19 protein-coding genes and 1 tRNA gene are annotated in these 18,267 nt (G+C 38.6%); 11 read left to right on the forward strand and 9 right to left on the reverse strand.

All coding sequences use genetic code 11. The features are described 5' to 3' along the window. Window positions 1-102 precede the first annotated feature (102 nt). Entirely contained in the window at window positions 103-1,206 is a 1,104-nt protein-coding gene (locus E7Z78_RS02460; protein ID WP_303723589.1) for a glycosyltransferase, read from the forward strand. Window positions 1,207-1,249: 43 nt separating this feature from the next. Here the strand turns inward: E7Z78_RS02460 and E7Z78_RS02465 are convergent, their stop codons facing one another. From E7Z78_RS02465 to E7Z78_RS02475, 3 genes are read right to left on the reverse strand one after another with little or no spacing between them, the layout of a single operon-like run. Then, window positions 1,250-1,408: a hypothetical protein gene (locus E7Z78_RS02465; protein ID WP_303723590.1), complete on the reverse strand. Its 159-nt coding sequence runs from the start codon at window positions 1,406-1,408 to the stop codon at window positions 1,250-1,252. Between the two features lie 42 nt (window positions 1,409-1,450). Further along, on the reverse strand, window positions 1,451-3,130 hold the full coding sequence (serB, locus tag E7Z78_RS02470) for a phosphoserine phosphatase SerB (protein ID WP_303723591.1): 1,680 nt from the start codon (window positions 3,128-3,130) through the stop codon (window positions 1,451-1,453). Between the two features lie 12 nt (window positions 3,131-3,142). Beyond that, a complete protein-coding gene (locus E7Z78_RS02475; RefSeq protein WP_116592803.1) occupies window positions 3,143-3,691 on the reverse strand; it encodes a TATA-box-binding protein in 549 nt (182 codons plus the stop codon). Window positions 3,692-4,049: 358 nt separating this feature from the next. Between E7Z78_RS02475 and cyaB the strand changes: the two genes are divergently transcribed. The 6 genes from cyaB to E7Z78_RS02505 all read left to right on the forward strand — a co-directional run bounded on the left by cyaB (window position 4,050) and on the right by E7Z78_RS02505 (window position 9,369). After that, entirely contained in the window at window positions 4,050-4,586 is a 537-nt protein-coding gene (gene cyaB / locus E7Z78_RS02480) for a class IV adenylate cyclase (protein ID WP_303723592.1), read from the forward strand. 38 nt (window positions 4,587-4,624) lie between these two features. Further along, complete coding sequence (locus tag E7Z78_RS02485; protein ID WP_303723593.1) at window positions 4,625-5,788, forward strand: homocitrate synthase family protein; 1,164 nt, start codon at window positions 4,625-4,627, stop codon at window positions 5,786-5,788. A gap of 9 nt (window positions 5,789-5,797) precedes the next feature. After that, window positions 5,798-7,051, forward strand: coding sequence for a homoaconitase large subunit (gene hacA / locus E7Z78_RS02490; protein WP_303723594.1), 1,254 nt, complete (start codon window positions 5,798-5,800; stop codon window positions 7,049-7,051). A 9-nt stretch (window positions 7,052-7,060) separates the two neighbouring features. Further along, window positions 7,061-7,624 carry a chorismate pyruvate-lyase family protein gene (locus tag E7Z78_RS02495; protein ID WP_303723595.1) on the forward strand — a complete coding sequence of 188 codons (564 nt, stop codon included), beginning with the start codon at window positions 7,061-7,063 and terminating at the stop codon, window positions 7,622-7,624. Window positions 7,625-7,633: 9 nt separating this feature from the next. Next, window positions 7,634-8,617 (forward strand): flap endonuclease-1, encoded by a 984-nt coding sequence (gene fen, locus E7Z78_RS02500; RefSeq protein ID WP_303723597.1) that lies wholly within the window; start codon window positions 7,634-7,636, stop codon window positions 8,615-8,617. 176 nt (window positions 8,618-8,793) lie between these two features. Beyond that, window positions 8,794-9,369, forward strand: a complete 576-nt coding sequence (locus E7Z78_RS02505) for a hypothetical protein (RefSeq protein ID WP_303723598.1) — start codon at window positions 8,794-8,796, stop codon at window positions 9,367-9,369. Between the two features lie 40 nt (window positions 9,370-9,409). On the opposite strand, the gene E7Z78_RS02510 is transcribed toward E7Z78_RS02505, so the two are convergent. Genes E7Z78_RS02510 through E7Z78_RS02520 form a run of 3 tightly spaced genes read right to left on the reverse strand, consistent with a single transcriptional unit; the run spans window position 9,410 to window position 12,050 of the window. Further along, window positions 9,410-10,078: a PH domain-containing protein gene (locus E7Z78_RS02510; protein ID WP_303723599.1), complete on the reverse strand. Its 669-nt coding sequence runs from the start codon at window positions 10,076-10,078 to the stop codon at window positions 9,410-9,412. 45 nt (window positions 10,079-10,123) lie between these two features. Beyond that, a complete protein-coding gene (locus E7Z78_RS02515; RefSeq protein ID WP_303723600.1) occupies window positions 10,124-10,774 on the reverse strand; it encodes a DUF2119 domain-containing protein in 651 nt (216 codons plus the stop codon). Window positions 10,775-10,799: 25 nt separating this feature from the next. Next, the gene (locus E7Z78_RS02520) at window positions 10,800-12,050 is read right to left on the reverse strand and encodes an adenosylhomocysteinase (protein ID WP_303723601.1); all 1,251 of its coding nucleotides are present in this window, start codon (window positions 12,048-12,050) and stop codon (window positions 10,800-10,802) included. A 167-nt stretch (window positions 12,051-12,217) separates the two neighbouring features. On the opposite strand from E7Z78_RS02520, the gene E7Z78_RS02525 reads away from it, so the two are divergent. The 4 genes from E7Z78_RS02525 to E7Z78_RS02540 all read left to right on the forward strand — a co-directional run bounded on the left by E7Z78_RS02525 (window position 12,218) and on the right by E7Z78_RS02540 (window position 16,911). Beyond that, window positions 12,218-12,327: transfer RNA gene (locus E7Z78_RS02525), tRNA-Met, on the forward strand. Window positions 12,328-12,435: 108 nt separating this feature from the next. Continuing rightward, window positions 12,436-13,602, forward strand: a complete 1,167-nt coding sequence (locus E7Z78_RS02530; protein ID WP_303723602.1) for an aldo/keto reductase — start codon at window positions 12,436-12,438, stop codon at window positions 13,600-13,602. Between the two features lie 236 nt (window positions 13,603-13,838). Then, window positions 13,839-15,194, forward strand: a complete 1,356-nt coding sequence (gene glnA, locus E7Z78_RS02535) for a type I glutamate--ammonia ligase (protein WP_303723603.1) — start codon at window positions 13,839-13,841, stop codon at window positions 15,192-15,194. Window positions 15,195-15,228: 34 nt separating this feature from the next. After that, on the forward strand, window positions 15,229-16,911 hold the full coding sequence (locus tag E7Z78_RS02540) for a DUF128 domain-containing protein (RefSeq protein WP_303723604.1): 1,683 nt from the start codon (window positions 15,229-15,231) through the stop codon (window positions 16,909-16,911). Here the strand turns inward: E7Z78_RS02540 and E7Z78_RS02545 are convergent, their stop codons facing one another. The 3 genes from E7Z78_RS02545 to E7Z78_RS02555 form a co-directional block, all read right to left on the reverse strand. Continuing rightward, the gene (locus tag E7Z78_RS02545) at window positions 16,912-17,202 is read right to left on the reverse strand and encodes a DUF2097 domain-containing protein (RefSeq protein ID WP_303723605.1); all 291 of its coding nucleotides are present in this window, start codon (window positions 17,200-17,202) and stop codon (window positions 16,912-16,914) included. 90 nt (window positions 17,203-17,292) lie between these two features. Beyond that, window positions 17,293-17,583 (reverse strand): DUF2097 domain-containing protein, encoded by a 291-nt coding sequence (locus E7Z78_RS02550; protein ID WP_295001647.1) that lies wholly within the window; start codon window positions 17,581-17,583, stop codon window positions 17,293-17,295. Window positions 17,584-17,619: 36 nt separating this feature from the next. Beyond that, the coding region (locus E7Z78_RS02555; RefSeq protein WP_303723606.1) for a formylmethanofuran dehydrogenase subunit C at window positions 17,620-18,267 on the reverse strand (648 nt) is incomplete at its 5' end.

The raw sequence follows: 18,267 nt of genomic DNA on the forward strand, positions 1-18,267 counted from the left end.
TAATATAAAAGTGTTACTATGCAGACATGCAATTAGAAAACTACAAATATTAATATATGTTCAAAGTATATTATTATTAATAAATTTTATTTTGATGATAAGATGGATGACAAAATTAGTATTATATTACCGATTTTCAATGTCGGAGACCATTTAAGGGGCGGAATCGATTCACTTGTCAACCAGACAATAGGAAATGAGAACCTTGAGATAATCATGGTCAACGATTGCTCAACCGACGGATCCGACAAGATTATTGATGAATATGCAGAGAAATATGACTGCTGCATAGCGATTCATCATGAGGAAAACAGCGGTGCCGCATACACTCCCCGCAACACAGGAATCAAGGCATGCACCGGAGACTACATAATGTTTCTGGATCCGGATGACAGATACACTCCTGACGCCTGTGAAGTGCTGTACAATGCGGTCAAGGCAAATGATGCACAGATGGCTTTCGGACGTTTCAGAAGAATATTCGAATACGGCGGAAAGGTTCAAAAGTCATACTCCCCATACATGGATTCACTGGAGCAGGCCTACCCTGACGAGACCTTTGAAACAGAAAACTTCATTAACGTGCCGGATTTCATCTGGGACAATGTTCTGGAAAGCCTCATCTACGGTAAAACCGTCCAAGGAGTATATTCTCGTGACAGCCCATTGGACACAATCCACATTGACAATATCGAACAGGAACCGGACATATTGAAGATGCACCCTTCAGTTTGGAGCAAAATCTACAGAAGGGACTTGATTATGGACAACCATATACGCTTTGAACCTTTCGTTTCAGGAGATGACATGGCATTCACCCTTGAAACCCTTCTGGCTGCAAAGGGAATCGTATTCCTAAACAACTTCATGTGCTATGACTACTATATCCGTGACCTGCCAGAGGACAAGTCTATCACAAAAACAGTCAATGTCAGACTCTTGGATGAGCTAATGGAGTCCTACATATACTGCAGAAAGTGCACTGAAGGATATTCAAAGGAAATTCAAAACATAAGCCTGAATCCGCACCTGCTTCATTGGACATACACTTGGAAAAACTCCTCATTCACAAAAGAGGAAAACAAGTTACTGTTAAGTAAAGTTAAAAGGCTTAAAAAAATTCATAAAACTGACACTAAAACCAAATGGCTTTTATCAAGCATGACCACCGCTCTTGAAGCATCAATACACACTTCAAGGGAATAATACCATCAACCATGCTTTTATTTTTTTAAAAAAAGAATAAGAATTATTTTTCAGAAGTTAAGTCTTCATTATAGAAACGGTAAAAATCAGCGCAGAAATCGCAAATCGGATACTTGCCGTTACGGTAATATCCAAGCTCTGCCTTATTCATGTCAAATTTTTGACCGCATATAAAACAAGTTTCGATTTTTTCTTCAGACATGTTAAAACCTTAAAAAAAAGAAAATGGAAAGGTTAAATGAATTTAACCTATATTGTATTTTTGCAATAGTAAAATCTCTTCAGTAGAGACTTTTCCACCTTGTTTGAATTTTTCAAAGATTTCTTGAGCTCTTTGTTTTTCTTCACGGTTTTTGTTAGCTCCGGAAGATCCTTTGTTATCAGATTTTCTGCGTTTAGGTTTGTTGGAACCTAATTTCTTATTGATAACGTGAATGTCACTTAAGATAGCTTTGAACTCTTCATGTTTTTCAGATGCATTTCTACGAGCTTCGATGAATTTTTTGTGTGCGTCATCAGCTGCGGTTCTGATGTCATCAGTTTTTCTGAAGTATTTAAGCATTTCTTCGTGAGCAGCTTGAGCTTTTTCGGAAAGTTCAATGACTTTTGCGTGTTCTTCTTCGGAAACTTTTTTGAGTTCTTCAACTTCGCCTTTAGCAGCTTCGTCCTCATGAATTTCCATTAACTGTTTTCTTAAGTCATTAGCGTTTTTAACAAGTTGGTTTTCTTTTTTAATATCTAATACACGAGTTTCGATGATTTTATCAATCTTTTTGATCTCGTTTTCGATTTTAATTTTGTTGCGTTTTCCTGAATTCCATTCGATGTTTTTGATTTTGGAATTAGCTTCATTACGAGCTTTTTTAGCTTCTTCAACTTGTTTGTTGATTTCGTTACGCTCATTTCTGAATTCAATAGCTTTGTTTAAGTTTTCTTTTAAGGATGCGTTTAATTCATCTCTTATTTTACGTTGTTCTCTAGCTGTTTTGTTGAATTCTTCCCTTTCATCAGCTACTTGTGCGATTTCAGCTTCTTTTTCGTCTTTTTGTTTTCTGACGCCTTCCATTGTGTCAGCAAGAACGAATTTTTCCTTAGGAGCTTCTTCTTCAGCTTCTTCAGCTTCATCTTCACTAGCTTCTTCTTCTGCAGGTTCTTCTGCTTCTTCTTCGCTAGCTTCTTCAGTCGCATCTTCAGCTTCAGCTTCTTCAGCAATGTCTTCGGTTACTTCTTCTGCTTCAGCTTCTTCAGCAGCTTCTTCTTCGTCTTCTACAGTTTCACTTTCATCTTCAGTGGTTAATTGATTAAGGATTTCACATAAGACTTTGCACAAGTCTTTTTCTTCTACTACTACATCAGCTATTTCTTTTACGGAATCTTTTGCATTGAATGCAATACCGCATCCAGCTGATTCAATCATGGAAATGTCGTTAGCGCCATCTCCAACAGCAACTACATCTTCCAATGCAATTCCTGCTTCTTCGACGTGGTCTTTTAATACATCTAATTTAGATCCGGTTACTAAAGGACCAGTCACTTCACCAGTTAATTTACCATCTTCGACTGTGAAACTATTAGTGTAAACAGTGTCAACACCGAGTTTTTCTTGAACTTTTTCAGCCACTACATCAAAACTACCACTAATGATAGCTACATCTATATCTTTTTCTTTTAGACAGTTGATGGTTTTGCATGCTCCAGGCATTAATGGAAGTTCATCAGCTAATTTCTCGATGTCTTCAATAGAAGTTCCTTCGAGAAGTTGAACTCTATCTTTAATAGAAGTTTCAAAGTCTATTTCACCTTGCATAGCTTTTTCTGTAATTTCAGCTATGTCCTCTTCAACATTTGCTAATTTTCCTATCTCATCTATTGCTTCACCATCAATAATAACGTTATCTAAGTCAAATACTACAAGTTTAATCAATAATACCACCAATTATATTAAATCTAGCTCACTTAATCTATCGTAAGCTCTTTCGACGCCTAATTTAGCGTCACTTTTGGTTTTAGCACCGGTACAAACGACCTTACCAGAACCAAATAATAATAATACCACTTTAGGGTCAGATAATCTGTATACTAAACCAGGGAATTGTTCAGGTTCGTATTCAGTATCTTCAAGTTCTAAAGCTACTGCTTCTAAATTTAATGTGGATTCTAAGTTTGCAGAAGCCACAATGTTTTGAATTTTAATTTCAAACTCTTCAGGAATATCGGTATCCACTGACCTCATTAAATCAACAGTCTTCTTAATTGCTGTTTTAGAGTTGTCAATAGACTTAGCTCCGGTACAAACGAGCTTTCCTGAACTGAAAATCAATGCTGCAGTTTTAGGATCTTTAAGTTTGAAGACTAATCCAGGAAACTGTTCACGATTAAAAGTAACATCAGGTTCTAAAGCTGTTTTGACTACAGAAAGGTCAATATCTTTACCAATACTAGCAGAAGCTACAATGTTTTCAATCTTAATTTCAACATCGGTCAATTTAAAACCTCCAATCAATTATTAAAAGTAGTAAGTAAAAATTATAGAAAACAAAAAAATCGATTTAATTTTTACTAATTAAATATTATATTTAAATAGTATATAAAGGTATGTTTATTTAAAATTTTTCTTGAAAAATTAAAATTATTGTAAAAAAATAATTTTTCAGATTTAACAATGTATTTATAAATAAAATTAAAAACAATATATTGAAAATACTTATTTATAAAGGTTACTAATTTTTAGTAAAAATAACTGAAAAACAAATAAGGACAATAATTTTAGAAAAAAATTCAAGAATCAAAATGATGGATTGATAATTATTTATTGATTTGAAAGTTTAGGTTAGTTGATTGGCATGATTGAAGTTGAAGTGAAAGCCAGGATTGATGGCTTTGAAGAAATCGAAGAGAAACTTGAAAGCATAGGTGCAGTTAAAAGCAAAACTGAATTTCAGGAAGACATCTACTTTGCAAGTCCCATAGTGGATTTTGCAAAAACCGATGAGGCATTGAGAATAAGAACAACCAACAATGATATTTTCATAACCTACAAGGGTCCGAAACTCAACAAGGATGCCAAAACAAGAAAGGAAGTTGAGATGAATATTGAAAGTGCCGAAAAGGCAAGGGACATCTTTGAGGAAATAGGATTCAAGCCGGTGCGTACTGTAAGAAAAAACCGACAGTACTACACCTATGAAAACTTTGAGATATCACTTGATGATGTTGAAGGCCTTCCACCATATATGGAAATAGAAATATCCCTTGAGGACGGAAACGACTACAGCGAAGCCCAAAAGATGATATTCGACCTGTTTGAAAGATTAGGCATTACCGAAGGCTTTGAGAGAACATCATATATGGAACTTTTAGAAAGTTTAAATACTAACTAACTACAAATAATATATATTAAATTTTAGAAGTGATAATTTTGCAATATTTTATAAGTCATTATAACAAGGAATATGAATTTTCATTTCCTGAAGACATTACTATTTATGATACAACACTAAGGGACGGTGAACAAACCCCTGGAGTTTGTTTCAGCTTTGAAGAAAAACTAGAAATCGCAAGAAAACTTGACCAATTCAAGATACACCAGATTGAAGCTGGTTTTCCAATAGTGTCTGAAAAGGAAAAGGAATCAGTAAAAGCAATAGCCAACGAGGGCCTTGATGCCACAATCCTCGGTTTGACCAGAACAAAAACCGAAGACATCGATGCTGCTCTTGACTGTGACGTGGACGGTATCATCACATTTGTGGGAACCTCCGACATCCACCTCGACCACAAGATGCACATCACAAGGCAAGACGCAATAAACCTCTGTGAAACCGCAGTGGACTACGCTAAGGATCACGGACTCTTTGTTGCATTCTCCGCTGAGGACGCAACAAGAACAGACATTGAATTCTTGAAACGTATCTACGGCAAGGCAGAAGAGTGCGGAGCCGACAGGGTGCACATTGCAGACACAACCGGTGCAATCACACCACAAGGTATTGACTACCTGGTCAAGGAACTTGTAAAGGACTTAAAACTTGACATTGCAGTCCACCTTCACAATGACTTCGGATTGGCAGTTATAAACTCAATCGTCGGTGTTCTGGCAGGTGCCAAAGCGGTTTCAACAACCGTCAACGGTATCGGTGAAAGGGCAGGTAACGCTTCACTTGAAGAGCTCATCATGGCAATGAAAATCCTCTACGGCAAGGACTACGGATTCAAGACCAAATACATCAAGGAATTATCCGACCTTGTGTCAAAGGCAAGCGGACTTCCAATTCCATACAACAAGCCTGTTGTTGGAAACAACGTATTCCGTCACGAATCAGGAATCCACGTGGATGCCGTTATCGAGGAGCCTTTATGCTACGAGCCATACCTTCCTGAACTTGTCGGACAAAGACGTCAACTTGTACTTGGAAAACATTCCGGATGCAGAGCTGTCAGAGCAAAATTGAACGAATGTGACCTTGACGTTACCAACGACGAACTCATTGAAATCGTAAGGCAAGTCAAAAAGCAAAGAGAAGAAGGAAAATACATTAACGATAAGGTATTTAGAGAAATCGTTAAAAACACTAAAAAATAGGTCATTATTATGAACATTACTGAAAAGATACTTTCCGCAAAGGCTGGCCATGAAGTAACCCCTGGCGAAATCATAGAGATTCCAGTGGACCTTGCCATGTCACACGACGGAACCAGTCCCCCTGCAATCAAAACATTCGAGAAGATTGCAGACAAGGTATGGGACCCTGAAAAAATAGCAATAATCTTCGATCATAACGTACCGGCAAACACAATCGGCTCAGCAGAGTTTCAAAAAGTCTGCCGTGACTTCATCAACAAGCAAAATATCACAAAAAACTACATTCATGGAGAGGGAATCTGCCACCAGGTCGTTCCGGAAATGGGATTGGTGGAACCTGGAAAAGTCATAGTCGGAGCGGATTCACACACATGCACATACGGAGCTTTTGGAGCATTCTCAACCGGTATGGGTGCAACTGACCTTGCAATGGTTTGGGCAACAGGAAAAACCTGGTTCATGGTGCCGCCTGCAATCAGAATGGAAGTGACAGGCGAGCTGAACCCTTACATTGCACCAAAAGACATTATCCTAAACATCATCGGAGACATCGGAATAGCCGGCGCCACCTACAAGACCGCTGAGTTCTGCGGCGAAACCATTGAGAACATGGGCGTTGAAGGAAGGGCAACCATGTGTAACATGGCAATTGAAATGGGTGCCAAAAACGGTATAATGGAACCTAACAGGGAAGTAATCGATTATATCTGCCAAAGGACCGGCAAAAAAGAAGGCGAATTGAACATCGTCAGATCAGATGATGATGCCGTTTATGAAAAGGAAATGCACTTTGACATTAACGATTTGGAACCTCAAATAGCATGCCCTAATGATGTCGATAACGTGAAAGGAATCTCAAAAATAGAAGGGACTTCAATCGACCAGTGCCTGATTGGATCATGCACAAACGGAAGACTTTCCGATTTGAAGGATGCTGCTGAAATATTGGAAGGAAACACCATTGACGACAGCATAAGATTATTGATATTGCCTGCCTCAAGGGAAATCTACCAACAGGCAATCCATTTAGGATACATCGACACATTCATCAATGCAGGAGCAATCATCTGCAATCCAGGTTGCGGACCATGTCTCGGAGGACACATGGGAGTGCTGTCCGAGGGAGAATCATGCATTTCCACAACCAACAGGAACTTCAAGGGAAGAATGGGAGATCCTGCTTCATCAGTATACTTATCTAACTCCAAAGTGGTTGCAGCATCTGCACTCACCGGAGTTATTACCAATCCAAAAGACTTATAGGTGTTTTAAATGGCACAGGACAAAAACGAAGCAAACAAACGACTAATCGAAAAGATGAACGAGCTTGAAAAAGACTACGGTCAGGAATTCTCAAACACACAGAAAATACTTCTAACAACCGACGGATCAATTACCGCTATTCTTGATGTCCTGTACGGTAAAATCACACTGGACACCATAGACCAGCATCTGGAAGCTGCCGACGAGAAACGTGCCAAACTGGTTAATGTGAACAAGGGCGATGAGATCAACTTCAGGGAAGTCCTGATGCACAAGGACGAGCAGCCTTTGATATATGCAATTTCACATGTTCCATTGGGAAGATGCACTAAGGAAGTCTGCAATGACCTTCTAAGGGCAGATATTCCAATCGGAAGAATCCTGAAAAACTACCACATAGAATCAAGAAGGGAAGTCAACAACATATTCATTGAAAAGCCAAACGAGAAACTTATAGAAATGTTCGGAACCGATGAGGACTTCCTGGCTCGTGACTATGTCATCATAAACAATGATGAGATATTGATGTGGATTAAGGAAATGTTTCCAGTAAGCTACTTTACAGAAATCTAGGTGAATAAAATGGGTGTAAAGCTAAAGGATATAGTCGAACCTGAATCAATAACTTTTAAAGACTTGGAAGGAAGAGTTGTCTCAATCGATGCATTCAACACTCTCTACCAGTTCCTTTCAACAATCAGACAGAGAGACGGAAGACCATTGACAGATGAAAACGGCAATGTGACCTCACACTTAAGTGGAATACTCTACCGTAACTCATCAATGATTGAAAAGGACATAAAGCCGATCTATATCTTTGACGGCCAGGCACCTGAACTTAAAAGTGAAACCCAGGCAAAAAGAAGGGAAGTGAGGGAGGAATCCGAAAAAATCTTCAAGGAAGCCCTCAAGGCCGGAGACACTGAAAAGGCAAGGAAATATGCAATGAGATCATCCAAGCTCTCACCTGAAATAATCGAATCCTCAAAAAAACTATTGACACTGATGGGAATTCCATATGTTGAGGCAAAAGGTGAAGGGGAAGCACAAGCAGCCTATCTTGTGGCAAACGGGGACGCATATGCAGTAGCTTCACAGGACTATGACTGCCTTTTATTCGGTGCCAAAAGAGTCGTTAGAAACCTTGCAGTGAACTCAAACCTTGGAAACCTTGAATATTACCAGCTGGACAAGGTTTTAAGGCAACTGGACATCACACGCGAGGAACTGGTCGATATGGGAATCCTTATAGGCACTGACTTCTGCGACGGCATGAAAGGAATTGGTGCAAAAACCGCACTCAAATTAGCCCATAAGGGACAGCTGAAAGAAAAGATAGCAGAGCTTCAAAAGGAATCAACCCATGACCTTAATGAGGTAAGAGACATTTTCCTGAAGCATAACGTCAATACAGATTATAAAATAGACTGGGGAAAACCAGATAAGGACAAGCTGATTGAATTCATGTGCTATGAACACGGTTTTTCAGTTGAACGTGTAACAAAAGCATCAGAAAGGCTTAAAAACCTGAATTCCTCACAGGGAAGCCTTGATGCGTGGTTTTAAAAAAATTCTTTAGAAGAGACAATCTTCTAAACTTATTCTATTTTTTGACAAAATCTTCAACAAATCATTATTTTACTCTTTTTTCAGAATACAATGAAAGTCTTTTCTTTATCCGACTTATCTATGATGCATTTAATATATAAAAATGTTATTCATTTTTAATTTTGGTGAAAAACATGGAAAGAAAGGGAAAAATTATTATAGGTGTGATAGTAGTAATCGTTGCAATTATTGCAGCGGGAATGATGATTCTATCAAATTCCGACGTGACCTTGGTTGCAAATGATGCAACAGTGACATTGCCGAGCAAATACGTTATTGATGATAAGGGTGTTGCGTCCGGAGATAATGTGAGTGTACTCTTCACTCCAGTAAGTGGAGGATCCGCAGCACAGGAAAAGGCATTTTTCCAGGCTATTAAGGATAACGGTAAGGAAGCAGGCTATAAAAAGATAAAAGATACTACCATAAATGGGTATACAGTCTATGATTACTCTGCAAATCCGGATAAACTAAAGAATGTATCTTCCAACAAGGAGTACAGCGGAGACACAACCACATGGATGACTTATACTCCATATCTGGCATATGACGGCGTAACAACTATGGATGTTGACCACTTTAGAATGGTATCCTATATGAAAGGGGACGATGTCTATTATTTAACATTCTTCACAGATAATCCGGATACCGATCTTTATTCATCCGAGATAGACCAAATAATCAACAGTTTCACTGTTGAAAGCAGTTAAATCAAAAAAAAAGTTTTTAGAAGAGGATGCTCTTCTAAAACTATTCCATTTTTTTAGCAAATTCTTCAACAATCACTTTAGCATTTTCAACTCTTTTTTCAGCATCGGAAACTTCCAATTGATTGAAGATATCATTATATAAGGTTTGACCTTCACGAATGAAGCGGAACTTGAATTTTGATGAAGTGGTTGCTATTTCAACTGTTCCATATCCTATTAATTTTCCAATCAAACCATTGCTGAATGCAACTGAATCGATTTTGTTTAATGGAGATTGCATTTGGGTGGTTGAAATCAAACCGCATTTACCGAAGACTCTCTTATTGGTTAAAATCAAGTCATTTGTTATGTAGGCAATATAACGGATTACCAACCAGATTGCACCTACAATTGTGAAAATGTTGAAAAATCCCATAAATGCAAATATAGGGTCAAAATAATACCATGAGGTCAACTCTATAAAGAAATTAATTAATCCAATAAGAATACCCAAACCTAAAACAATTAACGGAGCAAACAAACAACCGTTATGAATCTGGGACTGTCTGATTATGAATTCATCATCCATCATGTCAATATGGTACTGTCCGAAAAGATCATTGGAAAAGCTGTTGTTCGGTTTGCTGTCACCGGCCTTAGTGCCGCATTCATTACAAAAAATAGAGCCGTCTTCCAATTCTGCTCCACAATTTTTACAAAACTTTGCCATTTAATCACCATATAATAGTATGGTGACAATATTATATAAACAAAATCAGTATGGAGGAAAATCCTCACCAAACACCTTCTTGGCATACTTGACAGCAAGGTCAACCTGATCTGCATAGTCAATCAGCATCTGCCTTTCAAAATGCTCACGTGAAGGTGACTTTAAAATCAGTTTTAATAAATCCTCATATGTCTTAATGGCCAAATCCTTATTGAATCCATATTCCTCGACAATTTCAGGAGTCAGTTTTTCAAGGCATGGAAACTCCAGGGTCTTGCAGACAGTTTCTGTTGAAAAATATGTCATTCTGATTAATGGGGACACCGAAGACACCAGAACATGATTTCCAAGCTCAATTAAAGGTGGAATACCTGTTCGTTCATACCTCTCCATTGAGGTCAGCTTCCCATAGTTTTTAAGGTTGAAGCAGTGAAGCTCGGTGTAGAAATCAGGTTCAAAGTACTCAATCAAACCTAAAATCTTTTGGCCCAACTCGGTTTCATAGTATTCCTTCTTGATAGTGGAAATGTATGGGGTTTTATCGAAATTATAAAAGTAGAACTGGCCGGAGGACAAATCATCTTCATTAATCCTTTCAAGGAACTTCATGGATGTGTATCCCTCGTTTCCATGAACGCCGCCAATGAATAACTTGGTCGGTCCGCTGCCATTGTCGATATATTTAAAATAAGACATAAAAAAAGAAGTTTTAGAAGGAAATCTATGTTCCTTCTTGCCAATTTGCCATGTAAGCTTTTTGTTTATCAGTCAATGAATCGATTTCAATGCCCATTGCTTTCAATTTCATGCTTGCAACATTGTAGTCGATTTCATCAGGTGCTTTGGTTACGCCAACAGGCAAGTCGTTTTCAAGGATGTGTTTTGCGGATAAAGCTTGTACAGCAAAACTCATGTCCATGATTTCAGCAGGGTGTCCTTGTCCACGTGCTGCTGAAAGGTTGACCAAACGACCGTCAGCCAATAGATAAATCTTACGACCGTCTTTGGTTGTGAACTCTTCAATACTTTCACGCACTTCCTTAACGCTAGTTGAAATAGCTTCAAGGTCTGGGCGGTTGATTTCAACATTGAAGTGACCGGAGTTTGCAAGCATACATCCGTCTTTCATGTATTTGAAGTCGTCACCGCAGATGATGTCTGCGTTACCTGTTACGGTAATGATTAAGTCAGCTTGTTTTACGGCTTCGCGAATTGTCATTACACGGTATCCATCCATTCTTGCTTCAAGTGCTCTGATTGGGTCAACTTCAGTGACGATTACATCAGCACCGAGACCTGCTGCCCTTAAAGCCAATCCACGACCGCACCAGCCGTAACCACATACGACAACGGTTTTTCCTGCAATGACCATGTTGGTTGTTCCCATGATTGCATCGAAACTTGATTGTCCTGTTCCGTAACGGTTGTCAAATAGGTATTTTGTGTAAGCGTCATTTACTGCAATTACTGGGAATTTCAATGCTCCGTCAGCATGCATTGCTTGAAGTCTGTGAACACCGGTTGTGGTTTCTTCACATGCACCTTTGATATGGCTTAACAATTCTTTTCTTTCATTGTGAAGCACCATAATCATGTCTGCTCCGTCGTCAATGATTATATCAGGCTTGTGGTCGAGAACCATGTTGATGGTTTGGTAGTATTCCTCATCATCCTGTTCTCTCCAACCATAAACGTTTAATCCTAAATCTGCTGCTCCTGCAACTGCATCGTCATGAGTGGATAATGGGTTGCACCCAGTCATTGCGACTTCAGCTCCACCAGCCATCAAGGTCAAACCTAAATTGATTGTCTTAGGTTCGAGGTGTAGGCATGATCCGATTGTAATTCCTTTAAAAGGTTGAGTTTCCAAGTATTCAGCTTTGATGTGTTCCAAAACAGGCATGTGTTTTTGAACCCATTCGATTTTTCTTACACCTTCAGGTGCAAGTGACATGTCTTTAACTTTGCTCATAATATCATCATAAATTATTTAATTAAGTAAACTTTTGATTTTAAATGTTATTAAATATAACTTTTTTATAATAAAATATTTTTTAAAAATGATTCTGAACCTCCAAAAAATCGGCCAAAAAACAAAACCTTTAAATGTAATGATTAAAATATATATATTTGTTAGATGCCGGGGTGGCTCAGCTGGTTAGAGCGCACGGCTCATAGGGTAATATAGCAGTGCTCTAGCGTATTCCTGGGATACCGTGAGATCGCGGGTTCGAATCCCGCCCCCGGCATCCTAAATCCCAGGAATTTTCCATCTAACAACTATTTTTTAAAGACTATTTATCAAATCATAACAATTTTATAACTCATTTTACAATAAATAACATTGAGGATTTGAAATGATATACAATACACTTGGAAAAACCGGTCTTGAGGTTTCCAGACTGGGTTTTGGAACAATGAGACTTCCAACAAAAACCAATAACGCTGATATTAATAAAGAAGAAGCATCAAAAATGCTTACATACGCAATTGAAAACGGAGTGAACATTATTGACACCGCATATCCATACCATTCAGAAGGCCTGGAGGGAAGCGGAGAAAGCGAAAGATTTTTAGGAGAATATTTCAAGGAGAATTCATATAGGGACGAAATAATTCTTCAAACCAAGTCCCCCGTTTGGGCGGTTGAAAAGAAATCTGATTTTGACATGTTCCTGGACGAACAGCTTGAAAAGCTTCAGACAGACTACATTGACATTTACATGCTCCATTCCCTGAATGTTGCGGATTGGGAAAAGGTTAGAGACCTTAATGTCTTTGACTTTTTGGATGATGCCCTTTCATCAGGAAAGGTTAAGCATGTGGGCTTTTCATCCCATATTGAGGTTGACTATGTCATTGAAATAATTGACGAGTATCCGAAATGGGAGGTTGCAATGACCCAATTGAACTATCTTGACGAGTACTACCAGTCAGGAGTCATGGGAACCAACTACCTGAAGCAGGTGAATATGGGAAGCATGATCATGGAGCCTCTTCGTGGAGGAAGACTGGTCAACAACATTCCGGACGAAGTCAAGGAACTGTGGGATATGGCGGAAGTCAAAAGGACTCCTGTCGAATGGGCATTGCAGTACCTGTGGAACCGTGACGATGTAGATTGCGTCTTCAGCGGAATGACAACCATGGATCAGGTCAAGGACAACATCAGGATAGCTTCAACCGAGGATGTAATCTCCGATTATGATAAGGAAATCATCCGTGAGGTCGCACGTACATACCGGACATTTCTGGGAAACGACTGCACCCGCTGCGGCTATTGCATGCCATGCCCTCATGGCGTTGACATCATTAACTGCCTTACCGAGTACAACATTGCACACATGATGAGGGACCCTAAGGCCAGTGCAATGCAGTATTTCAGCTTGATTGATGATGATTCCAGGGCTGACAGTTGCGTTCAATGTGAGGAGTGCATTCCGTTCTGTACACAAATGCTTAATATTCCTGAGGAACTTCAGAAAGTTTATGAGTATTTCGGAAGCGAATTTGACCATTTCTGATTTGGCTTATTATACATTAAGTCAAATTCTTTTACTCTTTTTTGTATTGTTTTGAACGATTTAATATTAAATTTTAAAATTTAATGAACTTTATTTACTAAAAAAAATAAAACTTCTTATTTTATATATCAAAAATATCATATTAAAGTATATATAAAGATTTATATACTACGAGTTGGAAATATATTTTTGATAGGAAGATGTTTTCCGACTATTAAATGTGGAGCTTGATTTTAATGAGCGATATTCCAGAAGAAAAAATTGAAAGAGTAGTCGAACAAATGAAAGAGGATAACATCAAATTTATCCGTTTGCAGTTTGTCGACATTAACGGTACTGTAAAAAATATCGTCATACCATTCAATGGCGAAGATATGAGTGAATTATTTAACGAAGGAATGTTATTTGACGGATCATCAATTGCAGGATTTGTAGGAATCAATGAAAGTGATTTGGTATTAAAACCTGACCTTGACACTTACTCAAGATTATCATGGAGACCAGAGGAATCCGCAACATGCAGATTCATCTGTGACGTATGGACAGCTGACGGCGAACCGTTCATAGGAGACCCAAGGGGAGTTCTTAAAAAATCCCTTAAGCACATTGCAGAAATGGGACTTCAATACAACATAGGTCCTGAACCTGAATTCTTCATTGTGGACATTGATGAAAATGGTTATCCTATGCCTTACGATGAAGCCGGATACTTTGATGTGGAACCGTTGGACAAGGGACCTGATTTCAGAAGAGAATTGACCTTGAACCTTGAGGATTTGGACTTTGAAGTTGAAGCATCCCACCACGAAGTGGCACCGGGTCAAAACGAAATCGCATTCAAGTTCAAGGATGCACTTAAGACTGCTGACGCTGTAATCACATTCAAACAAGCAATCAAGGCCATTGTAGACAACATGGCTACCTTTGACCAAATGGACTACAGAGTTACATTCATGCCAAAACCATTCTTCGGCGTGAGCGGAAGTGGAATGCACTGTCACCAGTCCGTGTTCAAGGGAGACAGAAACTTATTCTCAGACCCTGACTCAGAAACAGGCCTTTCAAAAGATGCACTTTACTTCATGGGAGGATTACTCAAGCACGCTCCAGCTATTACCGCTATTACAAACCCTATTGTTAACTCATACAAACGTTTAGTTCCAGGTTATGAGGCTCCTGTATACAGGGCATACGGTCTTAGAAACAGATCTGCTTTAATAAGAGTTCCTGCAGCACGTGGAAAAGCAACACGTATCGAGTACAGGTCACCTGACCCAGCATGTAACCCTTACCTTGCATTTACAGTAATGCTTGAAGCAGGTATTGACGGTATCGTCAACAAGATTGACCCAGGAGAACCTGTTGAAGTAGACCTTTACCAATTAAGCGAAGAGGAAATCGCTGAAAGAGGAATCAAGGTTCTTCCAACCAGTCTATGGGAAGCATACCATGCGCTTGAGGAAGACCCACTCATACTTAACGCATTGGGCCCTCATGTCAGTGAAAAGTTCCTAGAGCTTAAATACCAAGAATGGGACGAATATCGTGTTCAAGTGTTCGGATACGAACAAAGAAAATATTTAGATATCTAATCTAAATATTTATTTTTTTTAATTGGAGTCAACTATGTCAGATTCAGAACCCCGAATGATTGAGATACTGAGAATATTAACCCAGCATGATAAGCCTATAGGATCCAAACTGATAGCTGATGAGCTTAGGGATAAGGGCTTTAATCTAGGAGAGCGTGCAGTAAGGTACCATATGCAGGTCCTGGATGAAAAAGGATATACTGAAAGAATGGGGTATTCTGGAAGAGTGATAACTGAACTTGGTCGTGAAAAATTGGAAAAGGGTCTGATTTATGACCAGGTCGATTTCATCTACTCAAAATTTGAGGAAATGATTTATTTAACTGACTTCAACTATATGACTCAAACAGGAAATGTTGTAGTCAATACATCAACTGTTTATAACGAAGAATCAATCGATATACTTAAAGATATTATTGAAAGCGGTCTTTCTGTTAGTCCTTACGTTAATTTAAATGAAGATAAAAGTGAAGGCAGAATTGAAGTAACAACATTGTGCGGAACAACAATCGATGGAATACTTCTCAATGAGGGAATATCCTCACAGCCTGTTTACGGAGGACTTATCAAAGTTGAGGATTACAAGCCAATAAGGTTTGAAGAACTCATATCCTACAAGAAAACCTCACTTACACCGCTGGACGCATTCTCTTCACCAAACAGAACATCAGTTCTAGACGTAGTCGACTCAGGAAACGGAATAATTCCTGCAAACTTCAGACTGATACCGGGCGTCGGTCGTGAACGGACAATTGAAATCATCAAAAAACTTGACAAGATCGGCATAGGCGGAGTAATTGGAATCTCCGATGAGGGAAAGGACATATTGGGAATTCCTGTTCCTGATGGAATGGTTGGAATAGCCATTGTTGGTGGAATAACCCCATTCAGGGCAGTGCAGGAATCCGGAGAGAACATTGACATCAAGATTGCTGAGGAAATCAGGGACTTCAAGACATTATCCCCAATTACAACAACAATCAGAAATCACCTGAAACCTGTCACACATGACTTGCAGCCTAAAATATCATTCTTACTGTCCAAATCATGGAACCTTATACAGCAGGTCAACTTCGATATAGAAAAAAGAAAGGGAAACATCGTTTCCAACATATCATACCTTAAAAGGGATGACTTGGATAAGGCATTGAACATTATGGAAGAGACATACAACGATGACCCTAAACACATCAATCCATACTACCAGATTATGGATCATCCAACTGACGATGACACTGTTGGAATAGCTACAATATGCAGCTTGAGCATTGATGGAATCCTCATAAACAATGGAATTATCTGCAATCCAAAATATGGAGGATTGCTGGAGCTTACAGAACCGTCATTATTCATTGAGCTAATCTCATACAACGGGTCAACCGTTGACCCTCACAAGATTTTCATTGCAAAGGACATGACATCTGTTTCAACCAGCATCGGTCCGAAAAAGGTATTGGCCAGTTTCAAGGAAATTCCATACATTTCACGTGATTATGCTGTTGACCTATTGGATACCTTGGATAAAACCGGCTTTTCAATATATAAAATAGGAAAACCGAGAGCCCTAACCTACAATGCAAAGGCAGATAACTATAACTTCGGTATCGTTGCAGGCAGTGGTTTGAATTCAATAGCCGCAATTAGAGAAAAAGGCATTGACATACATGTTAAGGCTATTGAAAAATTGATTCCTTTTGAAAAAATGAATAGGTTGTAACTAGATTACAGTTACATCCACTTCTTCACCATCCTTTGGATAGTGCACAAATTCTATTATATCTTCCTCGACTTCATATACATCTACTTCTATTGTGGCACCGAGGTCACTCTCGTCAAGATCAATTAATAATTTGAAGCCCGGTTTGCCAAAATATTTGGAAAAATCAACGTTTAAGACTTCTCCTTCTGCAAAAATCCTGTTGTATGCAATTTCAATTCTATCATGAATTTTAACATTTTCTTTTAGGTATTCTACAGCTTCTGGTGTTGTTAATTCTAAAGTTTTCATGATATCAACTCCGATATATAAGAATATGTTTTATAACATATAAATGTTTGTATTATTACGAACAAAAAAATTTTTGATAAAAAAATAGGATTATAGAAGCTCTATAATCACTTCCTTACCATCATGGATGTGACGCATTTCAAGCAAATCCTCACCGATTTCATTAAAATCGACTTCAATTGATTGGTTTAAGATTTCACCAGTTAATTGCAATCCGACTCTAAGACCTTCACCGGTCACTTCATCTTCTTCTGTGATACCTAAAACTTCGCCGGGAGCAAAAATACGATTATAAGAAATCTCTAAAACATCAGTAACATGAACTTCATTTCTAACATACTCAATTGCTTCTTCAAGAGTCATCTGAACTTCTTCTACCATAATATCGCCTAAAAAAAAGAAAAAAGAGAGAAGGAATTATAAATTCCTGTATTCTCTGATTGAAGTATATTCGTCGTCTAATTCGCCGTATTCAGCTAATTTTTCTTTGTTAGCTTCAGCGCCTAAATAAAGGTTACCTTTACCGTTAAGACCAATATCTCCAGTATATTTAATGTATTTACCTTCAAAGGTACTACCTTCAATTTCAGGATCTACAACAACACCATCGAGAACGAATCCTTCGAGTAACCTACCGAGGAAACCGTGAATGATAATGTTACCGTTTTTCATTTGTCCACCAGGCCAACGGTTTACGTCACCGTCAATTTCAATGATACCTTTGGTCATGTGAATACCAGCTAAGATATCACAGTTACCTTTAACGTGGATTCTACCACCGGTTAAACATTCACCACATTGTTTTCCAGCGTTACCGCCAACAACGATTTGTCCACCAGTCATACCTCTCCATTCACCAATGTAAGAAGCACCAGTGAACTCTTTGGTGTTTCCTTCGATTTCAAGGTATCCACCAGACATTTCTCTTCCAGCGTGAGCTGCTGCGTCACCTTTAACGAGAATAGATCCACCGGACATTTCTGCACCAACGTGTAAATCTACACTACTGTTACAGACAATGTTTCCAGCGCTCATTTTACAACCGATGTATTTTACTCTGTTTAA

Origin of the sequence: Methanobrevibacter thaueri (assembly GCF_015062915.1) — an archaeon.
GTDB classification, from domain to species: domain Archaea; phylum Methanobacteriota; class Methanobacteria; order Methanobacteriales; family Methanobacteriaceae; genus Methanocatella; species Methanocatella thaueri_B.